The organism is Pseudomonas fulva NBRC 16637 = DSM 17717 (assembly GCF_000730565.1).
Taxonomy (GTDB): Bacteria; Pseudomonadota; Gammaproteobacteria; order Pseudomonadales; family Pseudomonadaceae; genus Aquipseudomonas; species Aquipseudomonas fulva.
This window is the reverse complement of sequence record NZ_BBIQ01000006.1, coordinates 138303-159936: the sequence shown is the minus strand read 5'-3', so window position 1 is coordinate 159936 and position 21634 is coordinate 138303. Positions and strand designations below refer to the sequence as shown.

At 64.5% G+C, this 21634-nt stretch carries 20 protein-coding genes and 1 pseudogene; 7 read left to right on the top strand and 14 right to left on the bottom strand.

Annotated features, from left to right (window positions below; translation table 11 throughout):
* Positions 1 to 53: 53 nt before the first annotated feature.
* From PFU01S_RS08770 to PFU01S_RS08735, 8 genes and pseudogenes are all read right to left on the bottom strand, one after another.
* Positions 54 to 485: a DUF2946 domain-containing protein gene (locus PFU01S_RS08770; RefSeq protein WP_033736851.1), complete on the bottom strand. Its 432-nt coding sequence runs from the start codon at positions 483 to 485 to the stop codon at positions 54 to 56.
* Between the two features lie 19 nt (positions 486 to 504).
* Complete coding sequence (locus PFU01S_RS08765; protein ID WP_027915288.1) at positions 505 to 984, bottom strand: copper chaperone PCu(A)C; 480 nt, start codon at positions 982 to 984, stop codon at positions 505 to 507.
* 47 nt (positions 985 to 1031) lie between these two features.
* The gene (locus tag PFU01S_RS08760) at positions 1032 to 1421 is read right to left on the bottom strand and encodes a DUF2946 domain-containing protein (protein WP_028687170.1); all 390 of its coding nucleotides are present in this window, start codon (positions 1419 to 1421) and stop codon (positions 1032 to 1034) included.
* A gap of 138 nt (positions 1422 to 1559) precedes the next feature.
* Positions 1560 to 2413, bottom strand: a pseudogene (locus PFU01S_RS08755) (SPFH domain-containing protein).
* Positions 2414 to 2438: 25 nt separating this feature from the next.
* Positions 2439 to 2876, bottom strand: coding sequence for an NfeD family protein (locus tag PFU01S_RS08750; protein ID WP_027915285.1), 438 nt, complete (start codon positions 2874 to 2876; stop codon positions 2439 to 2441).
* Positions 2877 to 3013: 137 nt separating this feature from the next.
* Positions 3014 to 3733, bottom strand: a complete 720-nt coding sequence (locus PFU01S_RS08745) for a cobalt-precorrin-6A reductase (RefSeq protein WP_028687169.1) — start codon at positions 3731 to 3733, stop codon at positions 3014 to 3016.
* Positions 3730 to 4824 (bottom strand): cobalt-precorrin-5B (C(1))-methyltransferase, encoded by a 1095-nt coding sequence (locus tag PFU01S_RS08740; RefSeq protein ID WP_028687168.1) that lies wholly within the window; start codon positions 4822 to 4824, stop codon positions 3730 to 3732. The genes PFU01S_RS08745 and PFU01S_RS08740 overlap by 4 nt, the downstream gene beginning before the upstream one ends.
* Positions 4817 to 6028: a bifunctional cobalt-precorrin-7 (C(5))-methyltransferase/cobalt-precorrin-6B (C(15))-methyltransferase gene (locus PFU01S_RS08735; RefSeq protein WP_027915282.1), complete on the bottom strand. Its 1212-nt coding sequence runs from the start codon at positions 6026 to 6028 to the stop codon at positions 4817 to 4819. The genes PFU01S_RS08740 and PFU01S_RS08735 overlap by 8 nt, the downstream gene beginning before the upstream one ends.
* A 157-nt stretch (positions 6029 to 6185) precedes the next feature.
* Here PFU01S_RS08735 and cobG point away from each other — a divergent pair, with 157 nt between their 5' ends.
* The 7 genes from cobG (at position 6186) to PFU01S_RS08700 (ending at position 12725) form a co-directional block, all read left to right on the top strand.
* Positions 6186 to 7499, top strand: a complete 1314-nt coding sequence (gene cobG, locus PFU01S_RS08730) for a precorrin-3B synthase (RefSeq protein WP_028687167.1) — start codon at positions 6186 to 6188, stop codon at positions 7497 to 7499.
* The gene (locus PFU01S_RS08725) at positions 7492 to 8118 is read left to right on the top strand and encodes a precorrin-8X methylmutase (RefSeq protein WP_027915280.1); all 627 of its coding nucleotides are present in this window, start codon (positions 7492 to 7494) and stop codon (positions 8116 to 8118) included. The genes cobG and PFU01S_RS08725 overlap by 8 nt, the downstream gene beginning before the upstream one ends.
* The gene (locus PFU01S_RS08720; protein ID WP_027915279.1) at positions 8118 to 8849 is read left to right on the top strand and encodes a precorrin-2 C(20)-methyltransferase; all 732 of its coding nucleotides are present in this window, start codon (positions 8118 to 8120) and stop codon (positions 8847 to 8849) included. Before PFU01S_RS08725 ends, PFU01S_RS08720 begins: the two co-directional genes overlap by 1 nt.
* On the top strand, positions 8837 to 10534 hold the full coding sequence (gene cobJ / locus PFU01S_RS08715) for a precorrin-3B C(17)-methyltransferase (RefSeq protein WP_028687166.1): 1698 nt from the start codon (positions 8837 to 8839) through the stop codon (positions 10532 to 10534). The genes PFU01S_RS08720 and cobJ overlap by 13 nt, the downstream gene beginning before the upstream one ends.
* 116 nt (positions 10535 to 10650) lie before the next feature.
* Positions 10651 to 11334: a hypothetical protein gene (locus PFU01S_RS08710; RefSeq protein ID WP_027915277.1), complete on the top strand. Its 684-nt coding sequence runs from the start codon at positions 10651 to 10653 to the stop codon at positions 11332 to 11334.
* A 34-nt stretch (positions 11335 to 11368) separates the two neighbouring features.
* Entirely contained in the window at positions 11369 to 12076 is a 708-nt protein-coding gene (locus PFU01S_RS08705) for a hypothetical protein (protein WP_146224453.1), read from the top strand.
* Positions 12069 to 12725: a hypothetical protein gene (locus PFU01S_RS08700; protein ID WP_042139370.1), complete on the top strand. Its 657-nt coding sequence runs from the start codon at positions 12069 to 12071 to the stop codon at positions 12723 to 12725. Before PFU01S_RS08705 ends, PFU01S_RS08700 begins: the two co-directional genes overlap by 8 nt.
* Here PFU01S_RS08700 and PFU01S_RS08695 read toward each other — a convergent pair.
* The 6 genes from PFU01S_RS08695 to PFU01S_RS08670 all read right to left on the bottom strand — a co-directional run bounded on the left by PFU01S_RS08695 (position 12722) and on the right by PFU01S_RS08670 (position 21609).
* The gene (locus PFU01S_RS08695) at positions 12722 to 15514 is read right to left on the bottom strand and encodes a hybrid sensor histidine kinase/response regulator family protein (RefSeq protein WP_042139369.1); all 2793 of its coding nucleotides are present in this window, start codon (positions 15512 to 15514) and stop codon (positions 12722 to 12724) included. The genes PFU01S_RS08700 and PFU01S_RS08695 overlap by 4 nt on opposite strands.
* Before the next feature lie 149 nt (positions 15515 to 15663).
* A complete protein-coding gene (purD, locus tag PFU01S_RS08690) occupies positions 15664 to 16953 on the bottom strand; it encodes a phosphoribosylamine--glycine ligase (RefSeq protein WP_028687165.1) in 1290 nt (429 codons plus the stop codon).
* Between the two features lie 99 nt (positions 16954 to 17052).
* Positions 17053 to 18660, bottom strand: a complete 1608-nt coding sequence (gene purH, locus PFU01S_RS08685) for a bifunctional phosphoribosylaminoimidazolecarboxamide formyltransferase/IMP cyclohydrolase (protein WP_027915274.1) — start codon at positions 18658 to 18660, stop codon at positions 17053 to 17055.
* A gap of 81 nt (positions 18661 to 18741) precedes the next feature.
* Complete coding sequence (gene fis, locus PFU01S_RS08680; protein WP_023534526.1) at positions 18742 to 19062, bottom strand: DNA-binding transcriptional regulator Fis; 321 nt, start codon at positions 19060 to 19062, stop codon at positions 18742 to 18744.
* The gene (gene dusB, locus PFU01S_RS08675; protein ID WP_027915273.1) at positions 19059 to 20072 is read right to left on the bottom strand and encodes a tRNA dihydrouridine synthase DusB; all 1014 of its coding nucleotides are present in this window, start codon (positions 20070 to 20072) and stop codon (positions 19059 to 19061) included. Before dusB ends, fis begins: the two co-directional genes overlap by 4 nt.
* Before the next feature lie 208 nt (positions 20073 to 20280).
* Positions 20281 to 21609 (bottom strand): DUF3426 domain-containing protein, encoded by a 1329-nt coding sequence (locus PFU01S_RS08670; protein WP_028687164.1) that lies wholly within the window; start codon positions 21607 to 21609, stop codon positions 20281 to 20283.
* Positions 21610 to 21634 lie beyond the last annotated feature (25 nt).

Here is a 21634-nt window from a genome sequence, read left to right as displayed (position 1 = left end):
AGTCGATCAGTCGTGAGAAGACGCGAAGCGATCAGGCTTCGCGCGCAAACGGGTCAAACACTGATCGATGCAGGCGGCGCGCGGCTGCGGGCGCCGGGGAAGACGGCCTGCCTGGCATGCCCGTGGCGCGTGGCAGGCTGAAGGTGGACTTGAGGCAGGGCGGCTGCCAGGTTGAGCGGGCTGAGCGCCTGGGGCAATGCAGGGCAGTTGAACAACAGGCTGCAATAGCCGCACTTCTCCCACATCACATGAAGCTGGCCGTCCTGGCTCGGGCCGTGATGAGCGTCGCCATGCTGATGAGCAGCCGGCATCGGCATGTCCATCGGCATGGCCATGCCGCCGCCGTGGTGGTCCATGGGCATCGACTGGGAAACCAGCGGCCCGATGAAAATCATCCACATGGCGAACAGGCTCAGCCATCCGCCACCGGCGCGCCTGCGATCAGGGCGGGTGGTACGGGGCTGGCGGTGTGGCAGCGAGCGCATCACGCCCTGTCAGCGCCAATCAGTGCTGATGGGCCTGCGGCTGGCCGGTCGGCGGCGCTTTCTGCACCGCCACTTGCACGGTGACGGGGCCAGCTTTCTCGAAGCGAAGGGTCAGCGGGAAACGCTGGCCATCGGTCAGCAGGCTGCGATCCTTGGGCTGCATGAGCATCACATGGTAAGCGCTGGGCGCGAACACCAGATCCTTGCCTGCAGGCACTACTACGTTTGGCACTTGCTGCATGCGCATGGCACCGGCCGCGCTCATGGCGTGCGCATGCAACTGGGTGTCATCGCTGATAGGGGACTCGGCGCTCAGCAGGCGGTCATCGGTGTTGCCATTGTTGTGCACCACGAAATACGCGGCGACGTTGGGGGCATTGGGCGGCAGCTGCAAAGACCAGGGATGAGCGATATGCAGGTCGCCCACGGTGTATTCGTGAGCATGGGCGAAGACGGCGGGCAGCAGGAGGGCGGCCACGGCAAGGGCGTGCTTGAGCATGATGGATGTCCCGATGAAATGAGGTTCAGGCAGACAGCGAGAAACACTCAGGCAAGCGGGGAGGCACGGGGATTGAGCGCGGGCCGGAGCTGGCGCGGCGTAGGCGTGGGTGGCGCATCCAACGACAGTGGGCCGGCAAGACGCACAGGCGGGGCATGCAGTTGTAACGCTTGGCCGCCTGATGCGAGCGGCGGCGCAGCACCCAGGCAGCACCAGCAGTGCATCGTGCTGGCGCTGTCATCGCTTTGCGGACCCAGGTCGATCTTGGCCAGGGCCTGCACATCGACCTTGGCGTTGTTGGCCATGCTGGAACAGAACGCCCCCCACAGCAGTTGCTCTGCCGGGCCTTTGGGCGCAGCAGAGGACAACGGCATGGCCAGCAGGTTGAACAGCACCGCTAGGCAGGCTATCCAGGCGATGTGCCGACGTGGGGGCATGGAGAGATCCGGTCAGGAATCGTGGCGACTATTGTACGGCCGAGTATAAGCAAATTTGGCGGGGTGCGGTGACGTGACGCAGGTGGCGTGCATGGCGGCTGGCTTCGCGATGCTCTGGCACCGCGAAGCCGTTCAGGTTCAGGCCTTGTGGCGGCCCATCAGGCCGCGTACGGTTTCCTGCAGGTCGGCCGGCAGTACCACCACCTTGGCGTTAGTGCTGCTCGCCAGGTTTTCCATGGCGCCAACGTAGCGCTCACCGAGCAGGTACATGGCCGGGACGGTTTCGTTGCCGACCGCTTCGGTGACCAGCGAGATGGCCCGCGCCGAAGCTTCGGCCAGGCTGATCTGCGCCTCGGCATCCAGCCGGGCGGCTTGCAGGCGCGCTTCGGCTTCGAGTACTGCCGCCTGCTTGGCGCCTTCGGCACGGGTGACGTCGGCCTTGCGCTCCCGCTCGGCGGCCGCCTGGCGCTCCATGGCCAGTTGCATGTTCTGGACGGCTTGATGTCCTGGATTTCTACCGAGCGTACGGTTACGCCCCAGTCCTCGGTCTGCTCGGACATGGCCTCGCGCAGGCGCGCTTTGATCTGTTCGCGGCTGGAGAGGGCTTCGTCCAGGTCCATGGCGCCGACGATTGCGCGCAGGGATGTCATGGTCAGGCTGGTGACGGCAAAGGCATAGTTCTGCACGCCATAGGACGCCTTCTGCGGGTCGATGACCTTGGCGAAGCACAGGGCGTTGGCGACGATGACGGCGTTGTCGCGGGTGATGATTTCCTGTTCCTGCACGTCGAGGATGATGTCCTTGGTCGGCAGGCGATAGGCGACTACGTCCATGTAGGGGATGACGACGTTGAGGCCAGGCTTGAGGGTGGTGTGGTAGCGGCCCAGGCGCTCGACGATCCATTCCTCGCCCTGGGGGACAATGCGCACCCCCTTGAACACGGTGATCAGTACGAACAGGGCGATGGCGCCGACGACGATGAGGCTGGTCATGATGACAAATTCCTTTTTTACGGATTCAGGCCCGCATGACGCGGGCGGTATTTCCTTCGACGGCGATCAGGCGTACCCGCTCGCCTGCCGGGATGGTGGTATCGGCAATGCAGGTCCACTCCTCGTTGCCCAATACGGGCTTCTGGAAGCGCACCCGGCCTTTCTGGAACTCGGACACACCTGTGGTCAGCAAGCCGACCTCGCCGATCACGCTGGCGGCGGTCCAGCGCTCATCGGGCTGCTTGCGGCGAAACACCTTGAACCACAGCAGGGTAGTCAGCGATGACAGCACGACCCAGAGCAGCCCTTGCATGGCCAGTTCCAGGCCTGGAAACGCCAGGGAAACCAAGGCCACCAGCACGGCGCCGATACCGAACCAGAGGATGAAGAACGTAGGCAAGACCAGCTCGAGCAACGTCAGCGCGATGCCGAACACCAACCAGATCCACCATTGCAATTCCATATCAGGCACGTCTTCCGAGGGGGGCGCCCGAGTTTAAGGCAGGACTGCGACACATGGCCACTTGCGGGCGCTCGGAAAAAGCCTAAGGGTGTGTAGGAGTCCAACCCCACTAGGCGCGATGCAAGGGGCTTTCGCCACTAAGCAAACAAGGCCGCTACCAGTTCCGGCAGGGCATGGAACGTCCGATCGGTGATCGGCAATGTCGGGCGCTTGAGAATGAACACCGGCAGACCCAGCGCGCGGGCTACCTCCAGCTTGGGTTCGGTGGCGACGCTGCCGCTGTTCTTGCTGATCAGAACGTCGATGCGCCGGTCGATGAACAGCGCACGTTCCTGGTCCAGGTCGAAAGGCCCGCGTGCACCGATCACCTCGCAGCGCGCATTGCCAGGGCAGGCCTGCAAGGCGCGCAGGGTCCAGAACTGGCCATCCGGGATGGCGTCCAGGTGTTGCAGGGGTTCCCGACCCAGGGTGAACAGCGGTCGGGCATAAGGCCCAATGCCCTGCATCAGCGCCGGCCAGTCTTCCACTTCTCGCCAGTCATCCCCCGCTTGTGCCTGCCAGGCTGGACGGTGCAGGGCCCAGCAAGGAATCCCGACACGCTGCGCGGCGCTGGCCGCGTTGGCGCTGATACGGGCGGCATAGGGGTGGGTGGCATCGACCAGCAGTGTGATGCCGTTTTCACGCAGGTACTGGGCCAGCCCCTCGGTCCCTCCGAAGCCGCCCACGCGTATTTGGCACTGCAGGTCGTCGGGCACCCGGCCGATGCCGGCCAGGCTGTAGATGTGGTCTGGGCCCAGCAGGCGCGCGATGGCCAGCGCCTCGGTAATGCCGCCGAGCAACAGAATGCGCGCGTTCATGGCTGACCCGCCCGGCCGACGATGCCGCCCTGGCGGTCGATGGCGACCACCTCGACGCTGACCTGCGCCGGCACGACGCTGCGGGCGAAGGCGAGGGCATGCTGGCACACGGCATCACCCAACTGCACACCCGCGCTATGGGCCAGCGCCAGGGCTTGCTGGCTGGTGTTGGCGGCCACGATGGCTGCCTGAAGCGCCGGATCGGCCCCGCCTGCCGCCGCCCAGCCCGCCAACTGTGGCAGGTCGATGCTCGAATGACGGCTGTGCAGGTCCATGTGCCCGGCGGCGAGCTTGCTGATCTTGCCAAAGCCTCCGCACAGGGTCAGGCGGGGCACCGGGACCTTGCGCAGGTGCTTGAGTACCGCGCCCACGAAGTCGCCCATCTCGATCAGGGCGATTTCCGGCAGCCCGTAGACACGACGCATGGTGTCCTCACTGGCGTTGCCGGTGCACGCGGCGATGTGGGTGTAGCCGTTGGTGTGTGCCACATCGATACCTTGATGGATGGAGGCAATGTAGGCTGCGCAGGAGAAGGGGCGGACGATACCGCTGGTGCCCAGGATCGACAGGCCGCCGAGGATGCCCAGGCGTGGGTTCATGGTCTTGAGCGCCAGGGCTTCACCGTCCCGCACGTTGAGGGTGACCTCGAACCCGCCGGTGTAGCCGCATTCGACGGCCAGGCCCTGCAGGTGGTCCGTGATCATGCGCCGTGGCACCGGGTTGATGGCCGGTTCGCCCACTGCCAGAACCAGCCCCGGCCGGGTCACGGTGCCCACGCCTGCGCCCGCGACGAAGTGCACACCGGGCTGGACACGCAGGCGTACCTGGCTGAACAGCAGTGCACCGTGGGTCACGTCCGGGTCGTCGCCGGCGTCCTTGAGGGTGCCTGCTTCGGCGTAATCGTCGACCAGCCGGCAGAACTCAAGGCGCATCTGCACCACCTTGCCCTTGGGCAGGGTGATGCTCACCGCGTCGCTGTCTGCACCGGTGAGCAGCAGACGCGCTGCCGCCAGGCTGGTCGCGGTGGCGCAGCTGCCAGTGGTCAGGCCACTGCGCAGCGGGGCGGCCTGTTCGCGGGTTTCTTCACGCATCGGCCGGCTTGACCACGTCGAGCAATGTGATGGGCAATGCTTGGCGCCAGGTATCGAAGGCACCCAGGGGCTGGGCATGGGCAACATGGATGCGGGTCAGTTCGCCGCCGTGCTGCTCCTTGAAGTGGGCCAGGGCCAGTTCGCTTTGTACCGTCACGGCGTTGGCCACCAGCCGTCCGCCTGGGCGCAAGCTGGACCAGCAGTGGGCTAGAACCCCTGGACGGGTGACTCCGCCACCAATGAACACCGCATGCGGGGGTTCCAGCCCGTCCAGTGCCATGGGGGCCTTGCCGCGCACCAGGTGCAGACCAGGCACGCCCAAGGCATCGCGGTTGTACTCGATCAACCCCTGACGGCCCTCGTCGGCCTCGATGGCCACGGCGCGGCATGCCGGGTGTGCACGCATCCATTCGATGCCGATCGAGCCGCAGCCCGCGCCCACGTCCCAGAGCAGCTGCCCAGGCTCCGGGGCCAGCCGGCCCAGGGTGATGGCGCGCACATCGCGCTTGGTCAGTTGGCCGTCATGCCGGTAGGCGTCATCGGGCAGGCCTGCCAGACGGTGCAGGCGCGGCGCTTCGGGCGCTGCCACGCACTCGATGGCCACCAGGTTGAGCGCGGCCGTTTGCCCGTGCTGCCACGTGGATGCATGCCCGTGCAACTGGCCCTGAGCCTCGCCACCCAGGTGTTCGAAGACCCACAGGCGGCTGGGGCCGAAACCCCGTTCGCGTAACAACGCTGCAATTGCCGCCGGGCTGTCTCCATCGTTGCTCAATACCAGCAGACGCAGCCCACCATGCAGGTGCGCGTTGAGTGCGGCCAGAGGCCTTGCCACCAGCGACACCACCTGCACGTCCTGCAGCGCCCAACCCAGGCGCGCAGCCGCCAGGGCGCACGAGGAGGGCATCGACAGCACCTGCATCTCGTCGGCAGGCACCTGGCGCGCCAGGCTGGCGCCCACCCCATAGAACATCGGGTCGCCACTGGCCAGCACGCACACAGGCGCGCCACGCAGCGCAAGCACGGGCGCGAGCGAAAAAGGGCTCGGCCAGTGCAGCCGTTCGCCGGTCACGCAACGCGGCAGCAGGGCCAGCTGGCGGGGGCTGCCGAAAATCCGCGCGCCACTGAGCAGCGCTCGGCGAGCTTGTTTGCCCAGACCGCTGAAACCGTCTTCGCCGATGCCTACTACCGTCAGCCAGGGTGCCATTGATACCTCTAGAGTTCGTGCGTGTGCAGCACGCCCAATTGTGCCTTTACCCGAAAGATGCTCGACCACCGGCTTTTCATGCGGGCGGCCAAAGCAGGCATAATACCGCGCCTTCTCCACTCAAGCGCAGTTTCACGGATTGCCGGACACCTCAGCGATGCCACCTCACGCTTCCTACAGTTCGCCTCGCCCCTCGGCTTGCCCGGGGTTGTGGCGCATCGTCAGCGCCCTGGATGGCGGCATCTGCCGGATCAAGCTGCCGGGCGGGGTGTTGCTGGCCCAGCAGGCCGAGGCCGTCGCCAGCGCCGCCGAGCGCTTCGCAGGCGGTGTGATCGAGGCCACCAACCGGGGCAACCTGCAGATCCGTGGCGTGGGGCCTGATCACCCGGGCCTGGTAGCGGCGCTGCTCGCCGCTGGGCTGGGCCCGCGTGAAGCGGCCGGCGACGATGTTCGCAACCTGATGCTCAGCCCCCTGGCCGGGCTTGACCCAGCGGGGGTGCTGGACGTCAGGCCGCTGGCAGGGCAGATCCTCGACCTGCTCGAGGGCACGCCACGCTTTCACGCGTTGTCGGCCAAGTTCGCCCTTCAGCTCGATGCTGGTGAACGCCTGGCCATGCTCGATCACCCGCACGACCTGTGGCTTTCGGTGCTTGAGCTTGAGCAGCGGCCCTGGCTCGCATTCGGCCTGGCCGGCAGCCTTGGTGAGGGTGACGTACTGGGTGCGGTGCCGTTCAGCCAAGGCCTGACCCTGGTGCGCGCCGTGCTCGAACGTTTTCTGGACCTGGCCACCCCAACCCAGTCGCGCATGCGGCATGTGCTGCAGGCCTGCACGGCAGCCGATTTCATCGGTGGGCTTGGCGTGGCGTTGCGCCAAGACCCCGCCGTGCTGGGCTGGTGCCGACCGGTTCGCCCGGTGACGTGGCTGGGGGCACTGCCTCAGCGGCGTGGGGTTGCGCTGGGCGTGGCCCCGCCACTGGGGCGGCTCACCCCGGCCATGCTGCGTGAGGCGGCGCGTGTCGCGCGTGAACAGGGCGACAGCAGCCTGCGCTTGACCCCCTGGCAGAGCCTGGTGCTGCCCAACCTGGCGCCCAGCGGCCTCGACCAGGCGCAGCGCAGCCTGATGACGGTCGGGCTGCTCTGCCACGCGGCCGAGCCCCTGGTGCGCATCAGCGCCTGCACCGGCGCCAGCGGCTGTGCCAAGGCCTTGAGCGAGACGAAGGCCGACGCCGTGGCATTGGCCGCATTATTGGGCCCCGGGGCGCCTGCCAGCGTGCATCTTACTGGCTGCCCCCGGTCCTGTGCCCTGGCCCACACCGCCCCGGCCACGCTGCTGGCCTGCGCGCCCGGGCGCTACGATCTTTACCAGCGTGATCCCCGCCTGCCGGGGTTCGGCGCCCTGCGCGCCACTGACATTACCTTGAATGAAGCAGGCGCCATGCTCGACCTGCCGACGGAGCACCTTGATGATTGACTACATCCGCGATGGTCAGGAGATCTATCGCAATTCCTTCCGGATCATTCGTGAGGAAGCCCGACTTGAGCGGATTCCCGCAGACCTCGAAAAGCTTGCGGTGCGCGTGATCCATGCCTGCGGCATGGTCGATGCGATCGATGGCCTGCAATTCTCCGAAGGCGCCGGCCAGGCGGGCCGCCAGGCCTTGCTACGTGGCGCACCGATCCTGTGCGATGCGCACATGGTCGCCGAGGGCATCACCCGGGCACGACTGCCGGCGAACAACCCGGTGATCTGCACCTTGCGCGACCCGAGCGTACCGGACCTTGCCAAGGCCGCTGGCAACACCCGCTCCGCCGTTGCCCTGGAGCTGTGGCGCCCACACCTTGAAGGCAGCGTGGTGGTGATCGGCAACGCGCCGACGGCGTTGTTCTACCTGTTGGAAATGCTCGATGCCGGCGCGCCGCGTCCAGCGCTCATTCTGGGGTTTCCCGTCGGCTTCGTTGGCGCTGCCGAATCCAAGGCCATGCTGGCGGCCGACAGCCGTGGCGTGCCCTTCGTGATCATGCAGGGGCGGCTGGGCGGTAGTGCCATGGCCGCCGCGGCCGTGAATGCCCTGGCCACGGAGGTGGAGTGATGGCCCCGCGTGGACGCCTGATCGGCCTTGGCGTAGGGCCGGGTGACCCTGAACTGATCACGCTCAAAGCCCTGCGCCTGCTGCGCGAGTCGCCCGTGGTCGGCTACTTCGTCGCCAAGGGCAAGCGCGGCAACGCATTCGGCATCATCGAAGCGCACCTGCAACCCGAGCAGACGTTGCTGCCGCTGGTCTATCCGGTGACCACCGAATCCTTGCCCGCCCCCCTGTCCTACGAGCAGGTGATCAGCGATTTCTATGACGAAGCCAGCGTACAGGTGGCCGAGCATCTGGACGCAGGGCGTGATGTGGCGGTGATCTGCGAGGGTGACCCCTTCTTCTATGGCTCCTACATGTACCTGCACGACCGCCTGGCACAGCGCTATGAAGCGCAGGTGATTCCTGGTGTGTGCTCCATGCTCGGTGGAGCCTCGGTGCTGGGTGCACCGCTGGTCTATCGCAACCAGAGCCTGTCGGTGCTCTCTGGCGTCTTGCCGGCCGAAGACCTCAAGCGCCGCCTGGCCGACGCCGATGCGGCCGTCATCATGAAACTGGGGCGCAATTTCCCCAAGGTGCGGCAGGTGCTCGGTGAGCTGGGCCTGCACGCGCGTGCGCTGTATGTGGAACGCGCCACCATGGCCAACCAGAAAATCGTACCGCTGGACCAGGTTGACCCACAGTCCTCGCCGTATTTTTCGCTGATCATCGTGCCGGGGGAAAAATGGCAGGGCTGAACACGCAGGTAGCACCGGCCATCGTCATCCTGGGACAGGGCAGCCTGGCCACTGCCCGTTGCCTTCAGCAGGTCTACGCCCAGGCCACGATTCACGGCCTGCAAGGGCGCGTTCAGGGAGCAGACCAGGATTACAACGCCTTTGGCGATCTGCTGCGCAGCCTTTACCAGCGCGGTACGCCAATCATCGCCTTGTGCGCTGCGGGTATCGTGATCCGCAGCCTGGCCAGCCTGTTGGGGGAGAAGGGCAGCGAGCCGCCGGTGCTGGCCGTGGCAGAAGACGGCAGCGCCGTGGTGCCCCTGCTCGGTGGCCTCAGTGGCGTCAACCAGATGGCACGGGACATGGCCTCGGCGCTGGGTGTGTCAGCGGCCATCACCACCAGCGGCGAGTTGCGCTTTGGTACGTGCCTGCTCAACCCGCCCCAGGGTTACGCCTTGGCGGACCTGGAACAAGGCAAGCGCTTCGTTTCCGACCTGCTGGCCGGGGAGCCGGTTCGCATCGAGGGTCAGGCGCCGTGGCTGGCGCAGGCACAGTTGCCTGCCAGTGATGCCGCGCAGCGCACCATCCATGTAGGCCACCTGGCGCGTCCCGCCAGCCGAGACGAGCTGTTGATTCATCCCCGCTCCGTCGTGGTCGGTGTCGCAAGCGGCGATTTGCAGATGATTCGTGACGCGCTGCAGCAGGCCGGTATTGCGCAGGCGTCACTGGCCTGCGTGCTGGCCGATGAGCGGGCCATGTCGGACACCCGGTTGCAGGCTGCCGCGCAGGCGCTGGGTGTCGAATTGCGCTTTGCCGCAAGGCCCGACGATGTGGCTGGCATGGTGGGCGCTGCACTGCCCGATGCGCGGTTGCAGTGCCAGGGTGAGGTGGTCATCGCCGTGGCACCTGCGCCGATCGAAGTGGCTCAGGTTGGCCGTCGCCGCGGGCGGCTGGCGGTCATCGGTCTGGGGCCAGGCGCAGCGGAGCTGATGGTGCCAGCGGTCAAGGCTGAGCTGGCCCGGGCCGAGGATGTGCTGGGCTACGAAACCTATGTACGAATGGCAGGGCCGTTCCGGGACGATCAGGTGCTGCACTGCACCGACAACCGTGAGGAGATGCAGCGCGCCCGGCACGCATTCGAACTGGCCGCGCGTGGCCGTTCGGTGGTGGTGGTGTCATCGGGGGACCCAGGCGTATTCGCCATGGCCGCTGCGGTGCTCGAGGCGTTGCACGCGTCCACGGACGCTGCCTGGCACGCTGTCGACCTGGAGATACTGCCTGGTGTATCGGCCTCCTTGGCAACGGCTGCACAGGCTGGCGCGCCGCTGGGGCATGACTTCTGCGTGATGTCGCTGTCGGACAATCTCAAGCCCTGGTCGATCATCGAGAAACGCCTGGACCTCGCTGCCCAGGCCGATCTGGTGCTGGCCTTCTACAACCCGATTTCCAAAGCACGGCCGCACCAACTTGGGACCGCGCTGGACGTCGTACGCCGGCACCGTGGTGCTGATACACCTGTAGTCCTTGGCCGTGACATTGGTAGGCCGGGGCAGACGTTGCGCGTCGTCTCTTTGGCCCAACTGGTGCCAGAAATGGTCGATATGCGCACCATGGTGCTGGTGGGCTCATCGACCACGTGCACGTTCGAACGCCCAAATGGTGGGCAGTGGGTCTACACGCCACGGTGGTATGGCGCCAAGCCCTGAAGCACGGTAGTTCGATCCGAGGGGGAAGCGTTTCGGCGCAGGATGAGCAGCGTCGAGCGGTTAGGTTCAAGGCCGAAGCCACCTGGTTTCGACCGGACCTAACTGGAGCCTTTGACATGACCACCAACAAAGAAAACCTTGAACTGCAAGTCTTGCCTGACATGAACCTGTTCGTGTTCCCCGACACCATGAGCGAGGCCAACCGTACTGCGGCCAAGGCCTGCCACGCCCTGGCTACCCAAGGCGCCAACAAGCAGCACCACCCGATCCAGGAAACCCAGGCCTGGTTCAACCAGTACGTGTTCCTGATGTCGAAGATGGGCTGGACACCCACGCGCGTTGATGTTCAGCGCATTACCCAGAGCGACAGGCACCTGGAAATCAGCAACCTGGTTGGCAAGGGGCTGCAAGCTGCCTATGGCGCCTTTACTGGTGACGTGGCCTCGGCGCTGGAAGGGTTGGGCAAGACCGTCGTTTCCGCACTGGCTGCCAGCACCAAGAATGTCGAACTGCTGGACCGCAAGTCCGTGGAGGATGACCGCAACAGCCTGAGCCTGAACAAGTGTGAGCAGACCGGTGCTGGCCAGGTCGCCATGATGGTGAGCGCAGTCCAGACCGATGCCAAGCCTGACAAGAAAGCCAACTACCTGTTGGCCAAATGGGAGAGCAGCGGCACCACCAACTATGCCTGCGGTGCCGTGCTGAACCTTGATCAGCGCCAGTACGAGAAAGTACGCGCCGTTGTTGAAACCAAGCTCGACGACAACGCCCTGGAAGTGTTGCTGGCCCTCGAAATCTAACCTGTCGGTATGGCTCACCGGAGCCTTGGCTTCGGTGAGCCTGGAGGGTGCATCAATGTCAAATAACTACAGCGTGTGGCGCAATGGCAACAGCCTGGTGCTCGTCGACAAGACCATCAGCGAGTCCTGCAGGCTCGACATGCTCAATATCCAGCTGGCGGCCTACCTCGCCGCGTGCAATGGCGGGGTCTCAGGGGTTGATGGGGACAGCTGGCTCAAGGAATACATACGTGTGCAGAGCGGTTTCGGCTGCACGCTAGCCACGCTACGGTCGCAAACGACACCCATGGTGCCGGTTGCCGCTTTCAGGCCTTGGACCATGCTTTGCGACAGCCTTCTCCAGGCTACGCCTCACCACCTTCGCGAAGCTGTCGCGCAGTGTCTGGAAGCCTGCGCAAGCAATGAAACATGTGATAACCGGATAGGGGGGCGCTGTGACCTTGGCGAACCCCTTGGCGACACCTGCCTGAACCACGCGCATGCCGAGGTTCGGCTGGTGCTGCCTGACTATTCCATCATCAGCACTCAATTGAACCTTGGAAGTCGAGCGCCGCTTGATACTGACTGGCTCTGGCAATCGTTCGACCCTCCGGCGGTGCCGGCCTGCTGGCAGTTCCAAGGGCAGTATTTGATCGATTCCAGGCGTATGAACCTCATCGGGCCGGGGCTTGCAAAAAAACTTCAGGCCAAGCTCGCCCTTCATCGCAGCGAAATCAGCGTGCAGGAGCCGAACCATGACTAACACCGACGCATCATCGATCGCCGGCCAGCTGGTACACAGCAGTGTGCTGGTCTTTTTGCCAGGCGTATGCCCGCAAGCACGTTCAGACATACTGCTGGCCAACGCCTTTGCTCAGCAGGTGGCATGGGGGGATTTGAAAGACGGTCTCGAACCTGACTGGTTCAGGAATTACTGGCGCAACCTCGCTGCCCTGGGCTTCGATGGCAAGCTGGCGCCAGCAGGGCGGCGGCCGGGGCCTGACCGGGGCAGCCTCGCTGCGCAGGCAATCGAGCATATCAGCCAAGCGGGCTCTGCCCGTCTGGGCGAAGCGGCCAACCAGGCGCTGGAGGCCTTACGTCGTGATGACAAGGCTCTGAGACTGTTCAGCAGCCATTCGATCGTGGGCACTCAAGCGCGTGTGCAGTTATTGCCCTGCGCCCAGCAGTCCAATGGCTTCATCGACATGGTGCTGCTGCACATGGATGTCTCGATGGAAAAAAGCGCCAGCGACTTCCTGTTCATGGGCGCGAGCAACGGAATCAGTGTGAGAGACCTGCGACTGGAAGTGATCCATTTCAATCTGCAAGGGTTTCGTGAGGATTATCGGCGCCGGGCAGAGGCCAGTGTTGCGCGAACGGCCGAGCGCGTCATCAGGAATTTGGTGCTCTAGTTGCGCGGCGAGCTGCCGTCCGGACCCAGGCCCTGATCGGCATTGGCCGGCTGCTGGCTGGCCCAGTATTGAATCAACTCTCGCAGTTGCGACAATTCGACGGGCTTGGCCATGTGGCCGTCCATGCCGGCTTGCTTGGCGCGGTCCTTGTGCTCGGCAAGGATATGCGCGGTCAGCGCAACGACGGGCGTGTGCGCGCGCTGGTTGGCGGCTTCCCATTCGCGCAGGCGCCTGGTTGCCGAGAAACCATCCAGAACTGGCATTTCGCAATCCATGAGCACCAAGTCATAGCGCTTGGCTTTCATCGCTTCAAGAGCTTCTTCGCCGTTGGACGCGGTATCGGGCTGCAGGCTCAGCTTGCCGAGCATACCGCGGATGACCTTGGTCGAAATGGTGTTGTCCTCTGCGACCAGCACGCTGAAATGCGGGGGCAGGTCGAGCGCCTGGGGCTGGCCGGGTGCAGCCGCCGGCAGCGCCTGCTCGCGGCCGCGTTGAGCCAGTTCTTCGGCCAGGGTGGTCTTGAGTGTGTAGCCAGCCACCGGTTTGGCCAAGATCCGCTTGATCCCGGCGTTGCGCGCGATGATCTTGCTGGGCGCGTTGCTGATACCGGTCAGCATGACCACCAGAATGTCGTGATTGAGGCTGGGGTCTTCCTTGATCTTGGCGGCCAGTTGCATGCCGGTCATGCCGGGCATGTTCTGGTCCAGGAGCACCGCGTCGAAGTAATCGCGAAGATGAGCCTTGGTACGCAATAGGGCCAGGGCCTCCTTGCCCGAAGGCACTGCGCTGACATTCATGCCCCAGGCGCTGCACTGTTGGACCAGCACCTTGCGGCACGTGTCGTTGTCGTCCACCACCAGTACCCGCGCGTCGCGCAGCGGTCCGTCCAGGTCGGTCGGAGGTTGCTCGAGGCAGGCTGGGTCCAGCGGCAAGGTCAGCCACAAGGTATTGCCGGTGCCGGTGCTGCTCTTGATGCCGAATTCCCCATGCATAAGGCCAATCAGCTGCTTGGCGATCACCAGCCCCAGGTGGCCGCCCAGTCGATTGCTGGACAGGAAATGCCTGCTGTGCAGTTCTGCCTGCAACAGCGCCTCGCGATCGGCTGCCGGCAAGGGGTCGCCGCTGTCCTGTACGGCGATGCGCAAGCGGGGCACCTCGCCGCGCTGGTCCAGTGCAACGACGAGCAGGATTTCCCCCTGGTCAGTGTTTTTCAGCGCGTTTTCCATCAGGCTCGACAGCGCCTGACGCAAGCGGGTGGGATCGCCACTGACCACGCGGGGCACCTGGGGCTGGGTGAAGCTGATCAGCTCGATGTTCTGCTGCTCGGCCTTGGCCCTGAAGATGTTCAAACAGTCTTCGATCAGCGCGTTGAGGTCGAACTGGACGTCGTCGAGTTCGATCTGGCGGGACTCGAGCTTGGAGATATCGAGTATCTCGTTGATCAATGTGAGCAACTCGTTGCCCGCGCTGTGAATGGTCTGGACGTAATCGCGCTGCTTGACCGATAACGGCGTGCCCAGCAGCAGTTCGGTCATGCCCAGCACGCCATTCATGGGGGTACGTATTTCGTGGCTGATCTTGGCCAGAAACTCGGCCTTGGCGTTGATTTCGGCGTCACTGGCCGCCAAGGCGCGGCTGACACTGAAGCGCTCTTCGTTGATACGCCGCAGCCGGTCGCTGACCGCCAGGTTCAACAGCAGCCCGCTCGCCACCGCCAGCCCCAACAGAATGCACAGCAACCAAGGCGTGGAGGTGCGGGTAAGCCCAAGCAAGGCAGGCAGCAGCACCAGCCCGCCAACGTTGAAGATGATCATCGCCAGACCGAACAAACGGGCCGGAGCGTAACCTCGGTACCAATGGTAGCTGCTGACCACCAGCATCGTGACGCTGCCCAGTGCCATCAAGGCATAGGTCATGAGATTGAGCGGCAAGGTATCGATGAACAGCAGCACGATCCCGCTCACCCCCACCAGCAGCATCTCGCCGCTCAACAGCCGGTTAAGGCGCGGCGTGTTGCGCGGTGCGAAGAAGTGCTGGGTGAAATACAGCCCAGCCAGCCCCGCCAGTACCAGCGTAAGGTACGCCGCTGGCGTCTGGGCGCTGTACCACACATGCCACCATGGGCCGCTGAGGTTCAGCAGGATCAGGCCACTGAGCAACATCAGGCCATGGTAGAACGCCAGGATCAGCGCAGTGCTCGAGCGGCTGTAGATGAAGCGAATCAGGTTATGCAGGATCAGCATCACCAGGCCACCGAACAGCATGCCGAACAGCAACGGCTGGGTCTGGTTGGCGGCGGCTCGCGCAGCAGGCTCCAGGCTGATGGCCGGGCGCAGTTGGTGTTCCGATACCAGGCGCAGGTAGATATCCAGGCCTTGCTTGCTGTTGGGCAACGGCAGCACGTGGTCGCTGCCGCGCAATGTGGGGTTGGCACTGCCGGCTTGGCGGCCGTGATGCAGGTGGCGTATCAGCTTGTCGCCTTGCAGCGCATACAGGTCCAGACCCGACAGATCAGGTGCGAAGACGCGCAGCAATTGTTCCTGCTCACCAGGCTCTAGCCGATAATGCAGCCACAGGGCCTGGTCGGGGGGCGCTGCATCGAGTTCAGCCAGCTCCAACGGGCTGAACTGGTTGCGATAACGGTCCGAGCGCACGTCGCTCAGTTGCAGGTTGCCTTGTTCGTCGAGCAGCAGGGCCCAGCCACTGTCATGTTCCGCCATCGCGGGGAGCATGCAGATCAGGGTCAGCAAGCTGACGATCAACGCTGAGGCAATCCGGAGCCGGCGCACTACGAAATCCCTTCTTGGCCCATGTGCGGGGTGCTAACTATGCGCGGCGTGCCGAGTTGAAGGCAAGGCCCGCGGGCACGCCGACAAGACGGTTGCCGTGCGCCCGGCTGCACGGGCCCGGGCGCCTCGACATTACAGCGGTGAAGCGGTTATTGCTCGGCACGTTCCCGGGCAATGGCCCGGTAGCCGATATCGGTACGGTAGAAGCTGCCGTCCCAGGTGATCTGCTCGGCCAGGCGATAGGCTTGCTGCTGGGCGGACTCGACGGTTTCACCCATGGCGGTGGCGCACAGCACGCGACCCCCAGCGGTCACCACGTCACCGTCCTTCAAGGCAGTGCCTGCATGGAACACCTTGCCTTCGAGCTTCGCAGCCGCCTCCAGGCCCGAAATGGCTGCGCCCTTGGCGTAGTCACCCGGGTAGCCGCCTGCGGCCAGCACCACGCCCAGGCTGGGGCGTGGGTCCCACTGCGCTTCGACCTTGTCCAGGGCCTTGGCAAAAGCCGCTTCGATGAGCAGCACCAGGCTCGATTCCAGGCGCAGCATGATCGGCTGGGTTTCCGGGTCGCCGAAGCGGCAGTTGAATTCGATGACCTTGGGGTTGCCCGCCTTGTCGATCATCAGGCCCGCATACAGGAACCCGGTGTAGACGTTGCCTTCCTCGGCCATGCCGCGCACGGTCGGCCAGATCACCTGGTCCATGACCCGCTGGTGCACGTCGTCAGTGACTACCGGGGCAGGGGAGTAGGCACCCATGCCGCCCGTGTTCGGGCCGCTGTCCTGATTGCCGACGCGCTTGTGGTCCTGGCTGGTGGCCATGGGCAGCACGTTGTGGCCGTCGACCATGACGATGAAGCTGGCTTCCTCGCCATCGAGAAATTCCTCGATGACCACGCGTGAACCTGCTTCCCCAAAGGCATTGCCCGCGAGCATGTCACGCACGGCGGCTTCGGCTTCTGCCAAGGTCATGGCGACGATCACGCCCTTGCCAGCGGCCAGGCCATCGGCCTTGATGACGATCGGCGCGCCTTTTTCCTGCAGGTACGCCAGGGCCGGTTCGATTTCGGTGAAGTTCTGGTAGTCGGCCGTCGGGATCTTGTGGCGGGCCAGGAAATCCTTGGTGAACGCCTTGGACCCTTCCAGCTGGGCAGCGCCCTGGGTCGGGCCGAAGCAGTCCAGGCCACGGCTGCGGAACAGGTCGACCACACCGATGACCAGGGGCGCTTCCGGGCCGACGATGGTCAGGTCGACGTTCTTCTCGGCAAAATCAGCCAGTTGCTCCAGGGCGCAGACGTCGATCGCGACGTTCTCGCACTTGGCCTCGATGGCGGTGCCAGCGTTGCCCGGGGCCACGAAGACTTTTTCGACGCGTGGGTCCTGGGCGACTTTCCAGGCCAGGGCGTGCTCACGGCCGCCGCTGCCGATGATCAAAACTTTCATGTCAAAACCTCTAGATCTGTCGAGCGAGAGGCCCTGCCTCTCGCTGTGCCAGGTCGCACCGCGGCAGTTGCCTGCCTGGGTGCGGCCGATTGCCGTGAATCAGTGGCGGAAGTGGCGCATGCCGGTGAACACCATGGCGATACCGGCTTCATCAGCGGCAGCGATCACCTCGGCGTCACGCATCGAGCCACCTGGCTGGATGACCGCGCTGATGCCGACCTTGGCCGCATTGTCGATGCCGTCACGGAACGGGAAGAAGGCGTCCGAAGCCATGACGGCACCCTGCACCTGCAAGCCGGCATGCTCGGCCTTGATGGCGGCGATACGGGCGGAGTTGACCCGGCTCATCTGGCCCGCGCCCACGCCGATGGTCTGGCGCTGCTTGGCATAGACGATGGCGTTGGATTTGACGAACTTGGCCACTTTCCAGGCGAACACCAGGTCGTGGATCTCTTGCTCGGTCGGTGCACGCTGGGTGACGATCTTCAGGTCATCGGCCGTGATCATGCCGATGTCACGGCTCTGGACCAGCAGCCCGCCGTTGACTCGCTTGAAGTCCCAGCCGGCAGCCCGCTCAGCTGGCCACTCGCCACATTCGAGCAGGCGCACGTTCTGCTTGGCTGCAACCACATCGCGGGCAGCCTGGGAGATCTTCGGTGCGATGATCACCTCGACGAACTGGCGCTCGACGATGGCCTTGGCGGTTTCGCCGTCCAACTCGCGGTTGAAGGCAATGATGCCGCCGAAGGCCGATTCGGTGTCGGTGGCGTAGGCCAGGTCGTAGGCTTTGCGGATGCCGCCTTCGTCTTCAGGCACCACGGCCACGCCACACGGGTTGGCATGCTTGACGATGACGCAGGCCGGCTTGACGAAGCTCTTGACGCACTCGAGCGCCGCGTCGGTGTCGGCCACGTTGTTGAAGGACAGCTCCTTGCCTTGCAGCTGCACGGCAGTGGAAATGCTGGCTTCGCCTTTCTTGGCTTCCACGTAGAACGCCGCACGCTGGTGCGGGTTCTCGCCGTAGCGCATTTCCTGGGCCTTGACGAACTGGGTGTTGAAGGTGCGCGGGAAGTCGCCGCGTGCTTCGGTGCTCAGGGTTTCCTTGGCCTGGTCCACGGTGCCCATGTAGTTGGCGATCATGCCGTCATAGGCTGCGGTGTGCTCGAAGGCCTTGAGCATCAGGTCGAAGCGCTGGGCGTAGGTCAGGCCGCCGGCCTTCAGGCCCTCGACGACGCTGGCGTAGTCACCGGCGTTGACCACGATGGCCACGTCCTTGTGGTTCTTGGCAGCCGAGCGGACCATGGTCGGGCCGCCGATGTCGATGTTCTCGATGGCGGTAGGCAGGTCGCAGCCAGGCTTGGAGATCGTGGCTTCGAAGGGGTACAGGTTGACCGCCACCAAGTCGATGGGCTTGATCCCGTGCTCGTTCATGATCGCGTCGTCGGTGCCGCGGCGACCGAGGATGCCGCCATGGATCATCGGGTGCAGGGTCTTGACCCGGCCATCCATCATTTCGGCGAAGCCGGTGTAGTCGGCCACTTCCACCGCGTTGACACCGTTGTCCTTGAGCAGCTTGTAGGTGCCGCCGGTGGACAGTATCTCGACGCCGAGCTGTTGCAGCTCACGGGCAAATTCGAGGATACCGGTCTTGTCGGAGACGCTGATCAGGGCGCGGCGGACTGGCAGGCGGGTAGTCTGGTCGGTCATTTCGGGTTCCAATAACGCGGTGGAGTCAGCAAAAAAGGCGTCTGTGTTGAGACAGGCGCCTTTTTCGATCGGGATTCTGGCTTACAGCAAGTCGTATTGCTTGAGCTTCTTGCGCAGCGTGCCTCGGTTCAACCCGAGCATCTCGCTGGCTTTGGTCTGGTTGCCCTTCACATAGCTCATCACGCTTTCAAGCAGCGGCGCCTCGACTTCGGAGAGCACCAGGTTGTACACGTCCGTGACGGTCGCGCCTTCGAGGTGGGCGAAGTAGTTGTGCAGCGCCTTCTCGACGCTGTCGCGAAGGGTCTGGCCCTCTTCGCTCGGCGTGTTCAGGTGCTGTTTCAGGTTGGCGTTGTCGCTCACGGGCGTTGTTCCACTCACAAATGTTTCGGTCATCATCGTCATGCGGCCACCCCTTGTCCGTCCTCTGTCTCAAGGCTCTGTCGACGTTCACTGAAAAACGCGCGAACGTTGGCGCACTGCGCTTGTGTGTCTTCCAAAGCGTTGAACCGGGAGCGAAACTCCTTGCCGCCGGGTCGTGTCGCCAGGTACCAGCCCACGTGCTTGCGGGCGATCCGCACACCCATGACATCGCCGTAGAAGGCGTGCAGGGCGGCCAGGTGCTCCAGCAGGATGCGTTCCACCTCGTCCAGCTGCGGCGCTGGCAACTGCTCGCCAGTGCGCAGGTAATGCTCGATCTCGCGAAAGATCCAGGGCCGGCCTTGAGCGGCCCGGCCGATCAGTAGGCCATCGACGCCCGTGGCGTCGAGCACTGCCTTGGCCTTTTGCGGCGAGGTAATGTCGCCGTTGGCGAAGACCGGAATGGACACCGCTTGCTTGATAGCGGCGATGGTGTCGTATTCGGCTTCACCGGTGTACAGGTCGGCGCGTGTGCGGCCATGCACCGCAAGCGCCTGGATGCCAGCCTGTTCGGCTATTTTCGCCACGTTCAGGCCATTCTTGTTGGCCCGGTCCCAGCCGGTGCGGATCTTCAGCGTCACCGGAACATCCACGGCGCCCACGACGGCCCGCAGAATGTCGCTGACCAAGGCTTCATCTCTCAATAAAGCAGAGCCTGCCGCCTTGTTGCAGACTTTTTTTGCCGGGCAGCCCATGTTGATATCGATGATCTGGGCGCCCGCTGCGACATTGGCCTGTGCAGCCGCCGCCATCATCTGTGCGTCGCCCCCGGCGATCTGGACCGAGCGCGGCTCGGGATCGCCTTCGTGGATGCGGCGCAGGCTCGACTTGCGGCTGTTCCACAGGGACAGGTCGCTGGAGACCATTTCCGACACCACCATGCCTGCGCCCATGCGCTGGCAAAGTGTTCGGAACGGCTGGTCCGTGACCCCAGCCATGGGTGCGAGGATCAGGTTATTGCGCAGTGTATAAGGGCCGATGCGTACCGCCGACATAGGTGTTCCCTGTTGTGGGGCCGAATCTTGAGGTTCGAAAAAGGGTTGGCATGATACCCGCTCTGGATGACCGGATAAAGATGGATTTGGATAAAATCTGAACAACTGAGGGTTGCCGCCCCTGCACCCTGGGCTCCGGGTCGTCAGGCCCCGGACAAGCGGCATCATGGCCGGCGCAGCGGCAGCGTACCGGGTTGGCCGTCAGGGTTTATTCCGGGGAGCGGAAGCTCAAGCTGTAGTTCACCGCTCGCTGACCTGGGTCGAGAATATCCAGCGCGATGTGGATCGGCGTCTGGCTGGGCATTTCGCCGCGTCCGGCCAGCTCCCCGGACAGGTATTCGGCCGGCTTGAAACGGCGACTGGCGATCAGCTGGCCATTGAGGTCCGAGAAGCGCAGTTCGAGCAGTGGAAAGGGTTGGGCGAAGGGGGCACGGTTATAGATGATGGCGTCCACGATCAGCGCACCTTTGAAGTCCGGATGGCTGCGCACCACCAGGTTGCTGCTCTTGATCCGGTTCACATCGACACGAGAGGGGACCTGGCAGCCCACGGCCGGACACACCTGCTCGAACAGCGGGCGGTACTGGTCCTGTCGGGACAGCTCGTCGAAATGGAACCAGACGTACTGCAAGGCGAGCATGGCAGCAGCGATCAGCGTCAACCCACCCCACAGCAGGCGCTTGCCCCAGGCCGGGGCCGGCTTCTCCCAGCCCAGTTGCAGCGGGTCGTCCACCACATCCACCAAGGGTTCCTTGCGCCTTGGGCGTTCGGCCTTGTCAGTGACCTCAGGCTCCATGCGCCCCATGGGCAACGGCGCTTCGTCGTGTTCATCGTCGGCGCGCAGGCTGGTTGCCAAGGGTTCGTCGTCGTGCGCGGTGAGGCCGGCAATCGACACCTCGTCATCGTCTTCGGGTCGCAGTGGCGCTCCCAGTTTTGGCTCATCCTCATCCGTCACGATGCTGCCCAGCGGCGGCTCATCTTCTGCGTCTGCGTCCAGGCCGGCGGTGAAGGTCGGCTCGGTACGCGCCTCGCGCCGCGAATCTGCATGGGGAGCAGGCTCGAGTACGGGGGCAGCAGCAGCCTGTTCCGGTTCAAACGGCTCGCCTGCTGCAGTGCCGAACACTTCGTCCAGGTGTTCGTCCGCGTCCTCCTCGTGACGCCGTGCCTGCAGCATGGACGCCTGATCGGCCTCACGCACCTGTACGGGCGCGTGGCGGCGCTCCAGGCGCTCCAGTTCCTTGTCCAGGTCGAGCTCGTCCAAGGCCTGGGCGGTCTGGGCCCAGGCCTCGTCGTCCGGCGCGATAGGGTGCACGTGCGCGGGGGTGGGCGCGGCAGGCGCCGGCGCTGCCTCGGTGGCCGGCAGCGGGCTCGGCGGGAGGGGGGCGCTGCGGTTCTGCTCCAGTAGCTGCTTGGCGGCATTGAACACTTGCAGGCACTGGCCGCAACGCACCACGCCACGGGCCACGCTCAACTGGTGGTGGGTGACACGAAAGCTGGTCTGGCAATGCGGGCACTGGGTGACGAAACTGTCGGTCATGCGGCAATCCGGAGGCTGTGCTGAG

Excerpts from the sequence above, each read along its gene's own strand:
- cobG (WP_028687167.1), top strand. The coding sequence starts at position 6,186 with ATGCCACCTCACGCTTCCTACAGTTCGCCTCGCCCCTCGGCTTGCCCG.
- PFU01S_RS08735 (WP_027915282.1), bottom strand. The coding sequence starts at position 6,028 with ATGGCACCCTGGCTGACGGTAGTAGGCATCGGCGAAGACGGTTTCAGC.
- PFU01S_RS08725 (WP_027915280.1), top strand. The coding sequence starts at position 7,492 with ATGATTGACTACATCCGCGATGGTCAGGAGATCTATCGCAATTCCTTC.
- dusB (WP_027915273.1), bottom strand. The coding sequence starts at position 20,072 with ATGTCGGCGGTACGCATCGGCCCTTATACACTGCGCAATAACCTGATC.
- PFU01S_RS08700 (WP_042139370.1), top strand. The coding sequence starts at position 12,069 with ATGACTAACACCGACGCATCATCGATCGCCGGCCAGCTGGTACACAGC.
- PFU01S_RS08720 (WP_027915279.1), top strand. The coding sequence starts at position 8,118 with ATGGCCCCGCGTGGACGCCTGATCGGCCTTGGCGTAGGGCCGGGTGAC.
- PFU01S_RS08765 (WP_027915288.1), bottom strand. The coding sequence starts at position 984 with ATGCTCAAGCACGCCCTTGCCGTGGCCGCCCTCCTGCTGCCCGCCGTC.
- PFU01S_RS08710 (WP_027915277.1), top strand. The coding sequence starts at position 10,651 with ATGACCACCAACAAAGAAAACCTTGAACTGCAAGTCTTGCCTGACATG.
- PFU01S_RS08750 (WP_027915285.1), bottom strand. The coding sequence starts at position 2,876 with ATGGAATTGCAATGGTGGATCTGGTTGGTGTTCGGCATCGCGCTGACG.
- PFU01S_RS08770 (WP_033736851.1), bottom strand. The coding sequence starts at position 485 with ATGCGCTCGCTGCCACACCGCCAGCCCCGTACCACCCGCCCTGATCGC.
- PFU01S_RS08760 (WP_028687170.1), bottom strand. The coding sequence starts at position 1,421 with ATGCCCCCACGTCGGCACATCGCCTGGATAGCCTGCCTAGCGGTGCTG.
- PFU01S_RS08740 (WP_028687168.1), bottom strand. The coding sequence starts at position 4,824 with ATGCGTGAAGAAACCCGCGAACAGGCCGCCCCGCTGCGCAGTGGCCTG.
- fis (WP_023534526.1), bottom strand. The coding sequence starts at position 19,062 with ATGACGATGATGACCGAAACATTTGTGAGTGGAACAACGCCCGTGAGC.
- cobJ (WP_028687166.1), top strand. The coding sequence starts at position 8,837 with ATGGCAGGGCTGAACACGCAGGTAGCACCGGCCATCGTCATCCTGGGA.
- purH (WP_027915274.1), bottom strand. The coding sequence starts at position 18,660 with ATGACCGACCAGACTACCCGCCTGCCAGTCCGCCGCGCCCTGATCAGC.
- purD (WP_028687165.1), bottom strand. The coding sequence starts at position 16,953 with ATGAAAGTTTTGATCATCGGCAGCGGCGGCCGTGAGCACGCCCTGGCC.
- PFU01S_RS08745 (WP_028687169.1), bottom strand. The coding sequence starts at position 3,733 with ATGAACGCGCGCATTCTGTTGCTCGGCGGCATTACCGAGGCGCTGGCC.
- PFU01S_RS08670 (WP_028687164.1), bottom strand. The coding sequence starts at position 21,609 with ATGACCGACAGTTTCGTCACCCAGTGCCCGCATTGCCAGACCAGCTTT.